Annotated in this window: 10 protein-coding genes; 6 read left to right on the top strand and 4 right to left on the bottom strand. The window is 71.6% G+C overall.

Annotation, left to right across the window (positions count from 1 at the left end):
* Positions 1-29: 29 nt before the first annotated feature.
* Positions 30-377 (top strand): hypothetical protein, encoded by a 348-nt coding sequence (locus A5481_RS08900; protein ID WP_053082362.1) that lies wholly within the window; start codon positions 30-32, stop codon positions 375-377.
* Positions 378-669: 292 nt separating this feature from the next.
* Positions 670-1,206 (top strand): hypothetical protein, encoded by a 537-nt coding sequence (locus tag A5481_RS08895; protein ID WP_156311833.1) that lies wholly within the window; start codon positions 670-672, stop codon positions 1,204-1,206.
* A 106-nt stretch (positions 1,207-1,312) separates the two neighbouring features.
* Here the strand turns inward: A5481_RS08895 and A5481_RS08890 are convergent, their stop codons facing one another.
* The gene (locus tag A5481_RS08890) at positions 1,313-3,694 is read right to left on the bottom strand and encodes a methyl-accepting chemotaxis protein (protein WP_053082363.1); all 2,382 of its coding nucleotides are present in this window, start codon (positions 3,692-3,694) and stop codon (positions 1,313-1,315) included.
* Between the two features lie 421 nt (positions 3,695-4,115).
* Here A5481_RS08890 and A5481_RS08885 point away from each other — a divergent pair, with 421 nt between their 5' ends.
* Positions 4,116-5,966 carry a potassium transporter Kup gene (locus A5481_RS08885; RefSeq protein ID WP_245238802.1) on the top strand — a complete coding sequence of 617 codons (1,851 nt, stop codon included), beginning with the start codon at positions 4,116-4,118 and terminating at the stop codon, positions 5,964-5,966.
* 12 nt (positions 5,967-5,978) lie between these two features.
* Here the strand turns inward: A5481_RS08885 and A5481_RS08880 are convergent, their stop codons facing one another.
* Positions 5,979-6,419, bottom strand: a complete 441-nt coding sequence (locus A5481_RS08880; RefSeq protein WP_048433881.1) for a bleomycin resistance protein — start codon at positions 6,417-6,419, stop codon at positions 5,979-5,981.
* A 136-nt stretch (positions 6,420-6,555) separates the two neighbouring features.
* On the opposite strand from A5481_RS08880, the gene A5481_RS08875 reads away from it, so the two are divergent.
* On the top strand, positions 6,556-7,911 hold the full coding sequence (locus A5481_RS08875; protein WP_048433882.1) for an NAD(P)H-dependent oxidoreductase: 1,356 nt from the start codon (positions 6,556-6,558) through the stop codon (positions 7,909-7,911).
* 186 nt (positions 7,912-8,097) lie between these two features.
* Positions 8,098-9,420: an MFS transporter gene (locus A5481_RS08870; RefSeq protein ID WP_156311834.1), complete on the top strand. Its 1,323-nt coding sequence runs from the start codon at positions 8,098-8,100 to the stop codon at positions 9,418-9,420.
* Between the two features lie 149 nt (positions 9,421-9,569).
* Here A5481_RS08870 and A5481_RS08865 read toward each other — a convergent pair whose 3' ends face one another.
* The gene (locus tag A5481_RS08865) at positions 9,570-9,974 is read right to left on the bottom strand and encodes a carboxymuconolactone decarboxylase family protein (protein ID WP_048433883.1); all 405 of its coding nucleotides are present in this window, start codon (positions 9,972-9,974) and stop codon (positions 9,570-9,572) included.
* A gap of 58 nt (positions 9,975-10,032) precedes the next feature.
* Positions 10,033-11,529, bottom strand: a complete 1,497-nt coding sequence (gene hydA / locus A5481_RS08860) for a dihydropyrimidinase (protein WP_048433884.1) — start codon at positions 11,527-11,529, stop codon at positions 10,033-10,035.
* Between the two features lie 302 nt (positions 11,530-11,831).
* Here hydA and A5481_RS08855 point away from each other — a divergent pair, with 302 nt between their 5' ends.
* Positions 11,832-12,815 (top strand): MBL fold metallo-hydrolase, encoded by a 984-nt coding sequence (locus A5481_RS08855; protein ID WP_156311835.1) that lies wholly within the window; start codon positions 11,832-11,834, stop codon positions 12,813-12,815.
* Positions 12,816-12,818: the final 3 nt, after the last annotated feature.

Raw genomic sequence — 12,818 nt, 5'->3', positions numbered from 1 at the left:
GGACCGCGAGCCCGGGCTGGGAGGCTTCCATGGTCGAGGCCGTGCGCGGCCTCGGCGCCCGCAGCCGCGTGCCCTCGCTCTGGCTCTACGGCGACAACGACCCGCTCGTTCCGGCCACGACCTGGCGGGCGATGCACGCGGCCTACGCCGCCGGCGGCGCCCCGGCGGACGTCGTCGCCTACGGCCGCTTCCGCGACGATGCGCGCCAGCTGCGCGCTCGCAGTGATGCGCGGCCGCGTCGTCGGTCCCCGCGTTCCCTCATGCCGGACGGCGTTCGCCTCTCGTCGTCCGGTGGGCCTCGGGCCTGGACCGGCCCCGCATCGCGCTCCGGGGAGGAGCCTTTGGACTTGCGGTTGGCATTCGAAGAAGCATCGTGAATATAAGTCTGTTCTAATGATTTACTGCATAAAGACGCAAAATAAGATCTTATACCACTTAAATCGACGCCGCTCATTGTTCAAATACGTTATATCTTCGCGAAGATAACCCGATTTTGACGATAATTTCTCTAGGTCATGCAAGTAGGATGTTCAGGATTCGATGGGACCATCGCGGAGCGATGGAGTTGCGCGACGGTATCGGCATGGCCGGACGGCCCGGGTTCCCTCTCTCGCAGGAGGGCGGCGCATAGGTGCGGAAGCGGCCGGCGCGCGCAGGAATGGAGCGATCATGAAGACGTTGCTGGCTCGATTGCTGCTGGGCGGGGCAGCGCTCTACGCCATCGTCCTGCCCGGGCCCGTCCTGCTGCGAGACACCGCTCATCGCGGGCAATGGGTCCCGGCGACGGACTGGACGGCTACCGAGGCCCGATGCACGCGCTATGCGTTCCTGGTCTCGTTCTGCTCCGTCACGGCGGCGCGGCGCTCCGCTCCGGAGAGCGGCACGCGCGATCTCGACTACAGCTCGTTCGCGAGCTGGGGCGGCGAGGCCGTCGAGTTCGTCCAATCCGCCGACGATCCCGACGTGATCACCCTGCGCCAGGCCGCGGACGGCCTCTTCGGCCGCTGGGCCGTCATGGCCTTCTGGCTCTTCGCCCTGTTCAGGATCGTCGTACCGGCCGGGCGGCGCGGGCCCCGCGCCGATGCGTCGGCGGCGCCCGATCGTCCGGCTCAGGCGGGCCCGGCTCCGGGCCGGGCGGGGCAGGGCGGTCCCGGCCCGCGCAAGACCTTCGGCATGAGGGCGGCGCCGCCCGCGAGGGGCCGCTGAACGGCCGTCATCGACTCGCTTCGGGCGTCCCGATGCAGCGAGGGGACGGACGGGGTCTCTCCCCCATCCGCCCCCTCGCACCGTCCGCATTCCGCGTCCGCCCCGGTCAGGCCGCCTTCACCCCCTCCAGGAACACCGCCACCTCGCGCTCCAGCTCGCCGGCGTAGCGGCCGAGCCGGTCGGCGGCGCCGAGCACCTCCGTCGCGGCCGCGCCGGTGCTGCCGGCCTCGCGCTGCACCGCCACGATGCCGGTGGTCACGGCCTGCGTCCCCTGCGCCGCGTGCTGGACATTGCGGGCGATCTCCTGGGTCGCCGAGCCCTGCTGGTCGACCGCGCCGGCGACGCCCTCGGCGATCTCCGACATCCGCTCGATCACCCCCGAGATGTCCCGGATCGCCAGCACGACGCCGCCGGTGGTCTCCTGGATGTGGCCGATCTGCTGGGCGATCTCGGCGGTGGCGCGGCTCGTCTGGCTCGCCAGCTCCTTGACCTCGGCGGCCACCACCGCGAAGCCGCGGCCGGCCTCGCCGGCCCGCGCCGCCTCGATCGTGGCGTTGAGCGCCAGCAGGTTGGTCTGGCCGGCGATCGACGAGATCAGGTTGACGATGTCGCCGATCTGGTCGGCGGACTTCACCAGCCGCTGCACCGTCTCGTCGGTCCGGCGGGCCTGGTCGACCGCGTCGCGGGCGATCCCGGAGGATTGCGCCACCTGGGCGGCGATGCCGCCGATCGAGACCGAGAGCTCCTCGCTCGCCGCCGCCACCATCTGGACGTTGGCGAGCGTCTGCTCGGCGGCGCCCGCCACCTCGGTCGAGCGGCCGTTGGTGGTCTCGGCGGCCTGGGTCATGGTCCGGGCGGTCGCCTCCATGCCGGTGGCGGCCTCGGCGAGCGTCGCGGTCATCGCCACCACGTTGGCCTCGAAGGTGCGGGTCACCGCGTCGAGGCGGGCGGCCCGCTCGGCCTTGGCGGCGGCCTCCGCGGCGGCGGCGCGGTCGGCCTCCGCCTTGGCGACCAGCGCCTCGCGGAACACCCGCACGGTGCCGGCCATGGCGCCGATCTCGTCGCGGCGCGTCAGGGCCGGGACCTCGGTGGCGAGATCGCCCCCGGCGAGCGCCCGCATGGCGCCCGACAGCCGGTCGATCGGCCGGGTGATGCCGCGCCCGATGAGCAGGGCGAGGGCACCGCCGATGGCGCAGGCGAGCGCCACGCCGCCGGCGAGCAGCCACAGGGCGCGGTCGCGCTCGGCGGCGAGCTGGGTCAGCTCGTTCGCGCCGATGCCCTGCGCGGCCGAGACCAGCTCGGCCGAGCGGCGGTCGAGGTCGGCGAAGATCTGCCCTTGCGCCGCGTTGGCCTTGACGATCTCCGGGATGCTGTCCTTGAACCCGCGCACCTTCGCGGTCAGGTCGCGCAGCACGCCTTGCGCGGCGGCGTCGATGTCGCCGTACAGGATCGTCTCGGCCTGGTCGATCAGGATGTCGGCGGCGGCGTCGACCGCCTGGGCGGCCTCGGCGTCGCGGGCCAGGATCAGGCGCTGCTCCTGCATCTGCGCCTCCTTGGCGGCGGAGATCGCCTTGCCGCTGGCGATGAGCAGACCCGTGCCCGAGGAGACCTTGTCCTGCTGCTGGCGCAGGGTCACCTGGGCGGCGGTCTGGGCGTTGTTCTGCGCCTGCTCGATCTGGCGCAGGCCGACGATCAGGCCGCCGAACAGCGGCGCCAGCTCCTCGCCGCGCTCAGCCTTGCCGCCGGCCCCGAACGGCTCCTCGACCTTGGCCTGGTAGGCTTCGAGGGCCGTCAGCGCGGGCTGGACGGTTTCGATCGAGGTCATGGCGCCGAGGCGGCGCAGCAGCACGGCGACGGAATTGACCTTCGACTGGATCTCCAGCTTGCCGTCCTCGCCGTCGCCGGCCAGGAAGCCGACCTGCAGCACCTGCATCTCGAGCGCCGAGCGGATCGCGAAGGCCACGACGACGGCCGTGTTGGTGGCGCTCTTCTGGTCGGCGAGCGCCCTGTCGAGGGCCTGGCCGGCCCGGGCGAGCTGGCGCTCCTGCGCCGTGCCGATGCCCGTCACGGTGTTCTGCAGCTCGGCGATCAGGGCGGCGTGGCGGTCCTGGAGCGCGCGCGTCGTCGCCTTCTGGGCGCCGAAGGCCGTCACCGCCGCCTCGAACCCGTCCAGCGCATCGGCGATGCCGGCGGCGGAGGACGCCGCCTTCGGGTCGTCGGCGAGGCGGCCCGAGAAGGCGCCGGCGCTCGCCCGCACCCGGCCGATCGCCGCCCGCAGGGCGTCGTCCCGGCGCGCATCGTCGCTCTTGAGGGCGCGGTCGGTGGCGAGCGCGAGATCGCCGATCTCGCCGGCCAGCAGCTGCGCCGCGTTGGCCGTGTCGACCCGCCGGGCGAAGCCCGTCAGGCTGTGCCACCCGATCGCCGCGACTGCGACCGTCAGCAGGAGGATCAGCCCGAACCCCCCGAATACGCGCGCCCTGATGGACATTCTGTCGTCTCCTCGCAGTGGCAATCACTAACAGCGAGACGTGAAGCAATTCCTACTATAATTATACAATCGGTGGTTGATATCGGCATGATATCTCCATGGCGGCCACGCCGGGTCCGCCGCCCCGTCACGCCGCTCGTCCGGACGATCGGTCCCGCCCCGGACGGTCGCCGAGCCCGGCATGCGTCGCGCCGCGACGTCCCCTGCCGGGCCGGGCGCCGCTGCGGCGGCATGGCTTCTTCGCCTAGGCCGCTGACGCGACGGAGCCCGAGGCGGGGATCCGCGTTGCTGGATGCGGCAGCGGGGCCGAAGCGCCCGGGCGTGCCGGCGGAGGCGACCCGTGGGCCAGCTCATCGGCACGGAAGAGGAAACTTCGTCGAGGACGGACGAGCGGGAGCCGGCGCGGCCGCTGAAGCCCGCGCTGCTCCTCGGCGCGCTCGGCGTCGTCTACGGCGATATCGGCACCAGCCCGCTCTACGCCTTCAAGGAGGCGGTGCGGGCGGCCGGCCACGGCCACGCCGAGCCCGCCGCGGTGATCGGCGCGGTGTCGCTGATCCTGTGGGCGCTCATCGTCGTCGTCTCGCTCAAGTACGCGGTGCTGATCCTGCGGGCCGACAATCACGGCGAGGGCGGCATCGTGGCGATGCTGGCGCTGCTCGGCGCCCGCCACGCCGAGCCGCGCAGCTGGGCCGGCCTGCTCCTCGTCGTCGGGCTGATCGGCGCCGCTCTCCTCTACGGCGACGGGGCGATCACGCCGGCGATCTCGGTGCTCAGCGCCGTCGAGGGCCTGAAGGTCGAGGCGCCCGGCCTCGCCCGCGCGGTGGTGCCGATCACGATGGTGATCCTGGTCGGTCTGTTCCTGATCCAGAGCAAGGGCGCGGCCTTCATCGGGCGGATCTTCGGGCCGGTGATGCTGGTGTGGTTCTTCGTCCTCGCCCTGCTGGGGTTGGGCGGCATCCTGCAATCGCCGCAGATCCTCGCGGCGCTCAACCCCCTGAAGGCGATCGACTTCCTCACCCATGCGGGCTGGGGCGTCAGCTTCGCGATGCTCGGCGCCGCCTTCCTGGCCGTCACCGGCGGCGAGGCGATGTACGCCGATCTCGGGCATTTCGGCGCCCGGCCGATCCGGCTCGCCTGGTTCGGCCTGGTGCTGCCGGCCCTCGTCATCAACTATTTCGGACAGGGCGCCGTTCTCCTCGCCGAGCCCGACGCGATCGAGAACCCGTTCTACCGCCTCAGCCCGGACTGGGCGCATTACCCGCTGATCGGCTTGGCGACGCTCGCCACCGTCATCGCCTCGCAGGCGATCATCTCGGGCGTGTTCTCGCTCACCCAGCAGGCGGTGCAGCTCGGCTTCCTGCCCTATATCCGGATCATCCACACGGCGCGGGACGAGCGCGGCCAGATCTACGTGCCGATCGTCAACTGGCTGCTCGCCGCCGCGACCCTGAGCGCCGTCCTGATCTTCGAGACCTCGGACGCGCTCGCCGGCGCCTACGGCATCGCGGTGTCGCTGCTGATGGCGATCACCACGCTGCTCGCCGCCCTGATCGCCCGGCGCTGGGGCTACAACCTGCTGCTCGTCCTCCTGGTCAACGGGCTGTTCCTGACGATCGACCTCGTCTTCCTCGCCGCCAACAGCGTGAAGGTGTTCGAGGGCGGCTGGTATCCCCTGGTGCTGACCGCGATCGTCGCCGTGACGATGCTGACCTGGCTCCAGGGCACGCGGCTGATCGAGGCCTACCGGGTCGGCGCCCGCCAGGACGAGGGCGCGTTCCTGGCACGCCTGCGGGCCGACCCGCCGATCCGGCTGCCGGGGGCGGGGGCCTTCCTGTCGGCGGCGACCAAGGGCATCCCGCTCCACATGAGCCGGCTGGTGGAGCGCAGCCACGCCTTGCCGTCCCGCTGCACCATCGTCACCGCCCTCTACGAGGAGAAGCCGGTGGTGCCGGAGACCGAGCGCGCCGAGGTCATCCGGATCGCCCCCGACCTCTACCGGGTGACGCTCCGCTACGGCTACATGGAGGACGCCTCGATCCCCGACGGGCTCGCCTGCGCGGTCGCGCATCGCGGCCTGCCGGCCGAGTTCGTCGAGGACGTCACGGTCTTCATCGGCCACGAGACGGTCATCCCCAAGCACAACCACCGCGGCATGGCGGGCTGGCGCGAGACCCTGTTCGCCTTCATGGCCCGCAACGGCGAGCGCACCGGCGCCTTCTTCTGCGTGCCGACCCGGCAGGTGATGGAGGTGGGGACGGAGATCGAGATCTGAGGCGGGTCGCAGTCACGACGCCCTCCCGGTCGCGGGCCGCCGCCCCAGGCTCGCGGCCGGCCGCAGGAGGTAGCCGTCCGGGTCCTGCACCAGGAACTGGCGCTGCCCGACCTCGACCTCGCCGGCCCGGTACCAGGCGTCCTCGACCGCCATGTAGAGGGGCCAGCCCGCCGCCTCCAGCCGTCCCAGGATCGGCTCGACCGCCGCAACCCCGATCTCGAAGTTGATGCCGCGGCCGAGCGGCACCTCCAGCGGACCGGTGAGCCATTGCCGCGAGGCGGTGTTGCGCGTCTCCAGCATCACCTGCGCCCCGTCGCGGTCGAGATAGGCGAAGCCCTCCTCCGGCCGGTCGTAGGCGACCCGGAAGCCGATCAGGTCGACCCAGAAACGCAGGCTCGCCGCCAGGTCGGTGATCAGCAGTTCCGGCGTCAGCCGCGCGAAGGTGAATGCCATGCCCCTACCCCATCCCCGCCCGGCCTTCCGCGCCGGTTGACCTCATGCTGCCGATCCGTGACGGTTCACGCAACGGCGCCCGGAACGCGCGCCGAGGGAAGGGCAGGGCGGCCCCTGCGCCGCCCGGGAGGACGAGATGGGCCTGTACCACAAGCTCGCGGCGCGGGCAGAGGCCGGCAATCCGGTGCGGATCGGGGTGATCGGGGCCGGCAAGTTCGGCTCGATGTTCCTGTCGCAGGTGCCCCGCACGCCGGGCCTGCACGTCGTCGGCATCGCCGATCTCGACCCGCAGCGGGCGCGGGCGGCGCTCGCGCGGGTCGGCTGGCCGGCGGAGCGCCATGAGGCGAAGAGCGCGGCCGAGGCGATGCGCAACGGCACGACCTTCCTCACCGACGACGCGGAAGGGCTGATCGCCGCCGACGGGATCGAGGTGATCGTCGAGGCGACCGGGCACCCGGGCGCCGGCATCCGCCACGCGCTCGCCTGCTGCCGGCACAAGCGCCACATCGTGATGGTCAACGTCGAGGCCGACGCGCTCGCCGGTCCCCTCATCGCCCGCAAGGCGGCGGAGGCCGGCATCGTCTATTCCTTCGCCTACGGCGACCAGCCGGCGCTCATCGCCGAGATCGTCGACTGGGCCCGCACGGCCGGCTTCCGGGTGGTCTGCGCCGGCAAGGGCACCAAGTACCTGCCGGTCTACCACGCCTCGACCCCCGAGACGGTCTGGGGCCATTACGGCTTCACGCCCGAGCAGGTCGCCGGCGGCGACTTCAACCCGCAGATGTTCAATTCCTTCCTCGACGGCACCAAGTCGGCGCTGGAGATGGCGGCGGTCGCCAATGCCTGCGACCTGACCCCGCCGCCGGCCGGCCTCGCCTTTCCACCTTGCGGCGTCGACGACCTGCCGACCCTGCTCCGCCCCGAATCCGCCGGCGGCATCCTGCCGGTGGACGGCACGGTCGAGGTGGTGTCGTCGCTGGAGCGAGACGGCCGCCCGGTGTTCCGCGACCTGCGCTGGGGCGTCTACGCCACCTTCGAGGCGCCCTCCGACTACGTCCGCAAGTGCTTCTCGGAATACGGCCTGAAGACCGACTCGAGCGGTACCTACAGCGCGATGTACAAGCCCTATCACCTGATCGGGCTCGAGCTCGGGCTCTCGGTCGCCAGCATCGCGGTCAGGGGCGAGGCGACCGGCACCACACGGGGCTTCTCCGGCGACGTGGTGGCGACCGCCAAGCGCGACCTGAAGGCCGGCGAGCGCCTCGACGGGGAGGGCGGCTACACGGTCTACGGCCGGCTGATGCCGGCGCGCGATTCGCTTGCGGCCGGCGGCCTGCCGATCGGCCTCGCCCACGGCCTCACCCTCACTCGGCCCGTCGCCGCCGGGACGCCGGTGTCGTGGGAGGACGTGTCGTTCGCAGCCGACGATCCGGCGATCCGGTTCCGGCGCGAGATGGAAGAGGTGTTTCGCGGGGAGGCGGGCGGCGCCTGACCCCGGCGTCATTCCTCGCGGGAATGCTTCCGTTCCCGAACGGTCTTGGACACGGATGCGTCCGGTCTCCAAGCTCGACGAAACAACGACAGGCCGGGGGAGGGCCGGGGCTCGGCCCCGGCCCGACGCGCACCGGGGGCACCCCGCTCCCGCGTGAGGCCTGCGAAGCGCCCCGGAGGAGCGACCATGACCGCCACCACCACTCTCGACGAGGCAGAAATCGAGGCACCCCCCGCCGCCGCGGACGAGGCGGCGCGCCGGCGCGGCGTCGTCGCCGCGGTGATCGGCAACACCCTCGAATTCTACGACTTCACCACCTACGCCTTCTTCGCCGTCACGATCGGCCAGACCTTCTTCCCGGCCGGCGACGCCTGGGTCAGCCTGCTGGCCTCCGTCGCCACCTTCGGCATCGGCTTCGTCACGCGGCCGATCGGCGGCGTGGTCATCGGCGCCTATGCCGACCGCGCCGGCCGCAAGCCCGCGATGATGCTGACCATCGCCCTGATGGCGGTCGGCATGCTGATGCTGGCGCTCACCCCCGGCTACGCCACGATCGGCATGGCCGCGCCGATCCTCGTGGTGATCGGGCGCCTGATCCAGGGCTTCGCGCTCGGCGGCGAGGTCGGTCCGTCCACCGCCTACCTCATCGAGAGCGCGCCTCCGGGCAAGCGCGGCCTCTATGCCAGCTGGCAGATCGCCAGCCAGGGCCTCGCCACCCTGTGCGCCGGCACGATCGGCGTCGTGCTGTCGCTGGGCCTGAGCCCTGAGCAGATGCAGGCCTGGGGCTGGCGGATCCCGTTCCTGCTCGGCCTGCTCATCATCCCGGTCGGGATCTACATCCGCCGCGCGATGCCGGAGACCGCCGGCGAGAGCACCGGCCACGCGGAGGCCACCGCCGGCGCCGTGCTCGCCCGTCTGCTGCGGGAGCACGGCCGCACGCTGGCGCTGGTCGTGCCGATCCTGCTCTGCGGCACGGTCTCGACCTATGTCGGCAACTACATGACCACCTACGCGATCACGACGCTGAAGCTGCCGGCGAGCCTGTCGATCGCCGCGACGGCGGTGGTCGGCGCCTGCGTCCTGGTGTTCTCGGTGCTGGCCGGCCGGCTCGCCGACGCCTACGGCCGGCGCCGGGTGATGATCGTGCCGCGGATCCTGCTGCTGCTCGTCGCCTACCCGGCCTTCCTGCTGATGACGCGGGATCCCGGCCCGGCGACGCTGCTCAGCATGTCGGCCCTGATCGCGGCGCTCGGCGCGATGAGCGGCGCGGCGAGCCTGGTGGCGATCCCCGAGCTCCTGCCGCGCAGCGTGCGCAGCGCCGGCCTCTCGGTGGCCTACGCCTTCGTCGTGACGGTGTTCGGCGGCACGACCCAGCTGGTGGTGACCTGGCTGATCGGCGTCACCGGCGATCCGCTCGCGCCCGCCTGGTACGTCATCGCGACGAGCCTCCTCGGCGCCGCCGCGATGCTCGCCACCCCCGAGACGAAGGAGGCGGCGCTCGCCGCTTGAGGCTATCGCAGTCACACGTCTCGGTTCGAGCGCTTCCCCTTCAACGATCGCGCGCCTCCCCTCCCCGCAAGGGGGAGGGGAAAGCGCTCGTTTCTACACGGGGTCGGGCTTCGTGTTGTGTATCTGCAAGCCGTAGAGGCGAGGGTGTCCTACACCTGAAACTCCCGGTCCACCGGCACCTGCATCCCGGTGACGAGCGCGTTGGTGGTGCTTGCCATGCCGATCACCGCCAGCAGCTCGCCGTGCTGGGCCTCGGTCATGCCCTTGGCCCGCGCGGCGGCGGTGTGGGAATGGATGCAGTAGCTGCAGCCGTTGGCGGTCGAGACCGCGATGTAGATCAGCTCCTTGGTCAGCGGGTCGAGGGCGCCGTCGGCGGCCATCACCTGCTTCAGGTCGGCCCAGGTCCGCTCCAGGACGGCCGGCTGGTTGGCCAGCGCGCGCCAGAAATTGTTGATGAAGTCCGAGCGGCGCAAAGCCCGGATGTCGTCGAACACCGCCTTGACGCGGGGATCGGCATCCGCCTCCGCGTCGGTCCATAGTCTCACGGTCGCCATGCCGGTCCTCCCGAGGAAGCCGGCATGGTCGGCCAGGCCGCGGCCGACGTCGAGGGCCTCAGCGCCGCGCCGCCGCGTCGAAGCCGTCCGGCACCCGACCCGACGGGGTGGCGAGCGCGTAAGGCCCACGGGCGAGGAAGCGGCCGGAGCCGGGCTCGGCCAGCACCTTGCCGTCGCGCACCGCGATCTCGCCGCGCCGGACGGTCGTGACCGGCAGGCCCTTCAGGCGCATCCCCTCCCAGGGCGTGTAGTCGATGGCGTGGTGGAGGTCCGAATTGGTCAGGACCCGCTCGGCATCCGGGTTCCACAGCACGAGGTCGGCATCCGCCCCGGGGGCCAGGGTCCCTTTCCGGCCGGCGAGGCCGAACAGGCGCGCGGCGTTGGTCGAGGTCAGGCGCACGAAGGTCGGCAGATCGATGCGCCCGGAAGAGACGCCCTCGGAGAAGAGCACCGGCAGGCGGGTCTCGATGCCGGGCACGCCGTTCGGGATCGCGTTGAAGGCCGGCATCCCGTCGGGGCGGGCCTTGGCCCCGCCCTGGCCGTAGCCGCTGCTGCCCGGATCGCGCTTGGCGGTGGCGAAGGAGAAGCCGCAATGGTCGGAGGAGACGACGTCGAGGGTGCCCTCGCGGATGCGCGACCAGATCCGCTCGGATTCGCCGGGCGCCCGGAGGGCGGGCGAGCACACCACCTTGGCGCCCTCGAAATCGGGCCGGGCGAGGTCGTCGGTCGAGAGGGTCAGGTATTGCGGGCAGGTCTCGCCCCAGACCTTGACGCCGCGGGTCCGCGCCCGGGCGATCTCCTCGGCCGCCTCGTCGCAGGAGACGTGGAAGACCTGGATCGGCTGGTCGACGAGCTCGGCGAGCGCGATGGCGCGGTGCGTCGCCTCGCGCTCGACCACCGGCGGGCGGGCCCAGGCGTGCTGGAGCGGGTCGGTGAGTCCGGCGTCGAGCAGCGCGCGGATGCGCCAGCCGATCGCGTCGTAGTTCTCGCAATGCACCGTCACGAAGGCGCCGAGGCGCCGGGCGGTCGCCAGCACCTCGAGGAACTGGCCGTCGGTGAGTCGCAGGGGATCGTAGGTGAGGAAGACCTTGAGGCTGCGGATGCCGCGGGCGACCAGCGCCGGCACCTCGCGCTCCAGCACGTCGGGCGTCGGGTCGGTGATGATCTGGTGAAAGCTGTAATCGGCCCGCGAGGCGCGCGCCCGGGCCTCGTAGCCGGCTGCCGTCGCGGCGATCGGGTGCCCCTTCCATTGCGGCACGAAGCAGATGAACGAGGTGGTGCCGCCGGCGAGCGCCGCGGCCGAGCCGCTCGCAAAGCTCTCCTCCTGCACGCCGCCGTCCTCGGACGGCTCCTCGATGTGGCAATGCGGATCGAGGCCGCCCGGAGTGACGATAAGGCCCCTGGCGTCGATCTCCTCGCGCCCGCGCCGCAGCGACCGGCCGACCGCGGCGATCACCCCGTCGCGCACGCCGAGATCGGCCTCGAACACCTCGGCCGGACCGGCGAGCATGCCTCCGCGCACCACCAGGTCGTAGTCGAAATCGTGGCTCGTCATCGGAGGTCCTCCCTGCCGGCGGGTGTAGGAAGTGCCTTGAAACGCTGTCAATTCCGGTCCCGGCCGGATGCCGGCGCCGTGGGCAGCCGGCCCGCTATTTGGGCGCCGGCACCCCGGCCGTGCCCGCTCGGGCGGCAGCCGGCGCGAGCGGCCGGTTCCGCCGGAAGACCGGTTTGACAATGTTTCCGGGCCGACGGACAACGATGGTACCGCAGAGGTTCCGGCCGCGCCGAGCCGACGGAGATCCCCCGGCTTCGCGCGCGCACAAGAGCGCCCGCGGCTCACCCGTGGAGGAAATCTCGATGACGATTCGGTTGGATGCTCCGAGCCGGCGCGGCCTCATGCTCGGCGCGGCGGCGGCCGCGGTCACGGCCGGTCTCCCCGGCGCGGCAGGCGCCAAGGCGCCGATGCTGCGCAGCCAGAGCCCCTACTTCTACCGCTTCGCCCTCGGCGACGCCGAGGCCACGATGGTCTCCGACGGCACCCTGCCGCTCGGCGACCCCCATGCCAACTTCCTCGGCCTCACCCCGGCCGAGATGGATGCGCAGCTCAACAACAACTTCCTGCCGCTCTCGAACGCGGTGCTGGAGCAGAACATCCTGATCCTCAACACCGGCAGCAAGCTGGTGCTGTTCGATACCGGGATGGGCTCGCTCAAGCTGTTCGGGCCGACCACCGGCAAGCTGCTCACCACGATGCGCCAGGCCGGCATCGACCCGAAGGACATCGACGCCGTGGTGATGAGCCACGCCCATGTCGACCATTGCGGCGGCTGCGTCGCCGACGACGGCACGCCGCACTTTCCGAACGCCCAGTACTACATCTCGCAGGCCGATTTCGACTACTGGACCGATCCCGCCAAGGTCCCGGCCTCGTTCAGCGCCTTCCTCGACACGGCGCGCAAGAACCTGCTGCCGATCCGCGACCGCCTCGTCTTCGTCAAGGACGGCCAGGAATTCCTGCCCGGGATCCAGGCCCTGGCGGCGCCGGGCCACAGCATCGGCCACACGATGTTCATGATCACCTCGGGCAAGGACAGCCTCTGCTACCTCGGCGACCTGACGCATCACCCGGTGCTGCTGATGGAGAAGCCGCTGACCGAGTTCGCCTACGACACCGACCCGAAGCAGTCGGCCCAGACGCGGCTCAGGATGCTGACCATGCTGGCCAAGAACCGCATCCCGGTGCTGGCCTACCACTTCGCCTGGCCGGGCATCGGCCACGTCGCCGAGAACGGGCAGGGCGGGTTCCGGTACTATCCGCAGGCGATGAAGATGGAACTGTAACAC

This window comes from Methylobacterium platani, assembly GCF_001653715.1.
GTDB classification, from domain to species: Bacteria; Pseudomonadota; Alphaproteobacteria; order Rhizobiales; family Beijerinckiaceae; genus Methylobacterium; species Methylobacterium platani.
The sequence above is the reverse complement of the archived record's forward strand: the minus strand, read 5'-3'. Positions and strand labels throughout refer to the sequence as shown.

What these genes read in the sequence shown, in the direction of transcription:
- A5481_RS08900 (WP_053082362.1), top strand. Translation starts at nt 30, where the DNA reads ATGGTCGAGGCCGTGCGCGGCCTCGGCGCCCGCAGCCGCGTGCCCTCG.
- A5481_RS08895 (WP_156311833.1), top strand. Translation starts at nt 670, where the DNA reads ATGAAGACGTTGCTGGCTCGATTGCTGCTGGGCGGGGCAGCGCTCTAC.
- A5481_RS08890 (WP_053082363.1), bottom strand. Translation starts at nt 3,694, where the DNA reads ATGTCCATCAGGGCGCGCGTATTCGGGGGGTTCGGGCTGATCCTCCTG.
- A5481_RS08880 (WP_048433881.1), bottom strand. Translation starts at nt 6,419, where the DNA reads ATGGCATTCACCTTCGCGCGGCTGACGCCGGAACTGCTGATCACCGAC.
- A5481_RS08875 (WP_048433882.1), top strand. Translation starts at nt 6,556, where the DNA reads ATGGGCCTGTACCACAAGCTCGCGGCGCGGGCAGAGGCCGGCAATCCG.
- A5481_RS08870 (WP_156311834.1), top strand. Translation starts at nt 8,098, where the DNA reads ATGACCGCCACCACCACTCTCGACGAGGCAGAAATCGAGGCACCCCCC.
- A5481_RS08865 (WP_048433883.1), bottom strand. Translation starts at nt 9,974, where the DNA reads ATGGCGACCGTGAGACTATGGACCGACGCGGAGGCGGATGCCGATCCC.
- hydA (WP_048433884.1), bottom strand. Translation starts at nt 11,529, where the DNA reads ATGACGAGCCACGATTTCGACTACGACCTGGTGGTGCGCGGAGGCATG.
- A5481_RS08855 (WP_156311835.1), top strand. Translation starts at nt 11,832, where the DNA reads ATGACGATTCGGTTGGATGCTCCGAGCCGGCGCGGCCTCATGCTCGGC.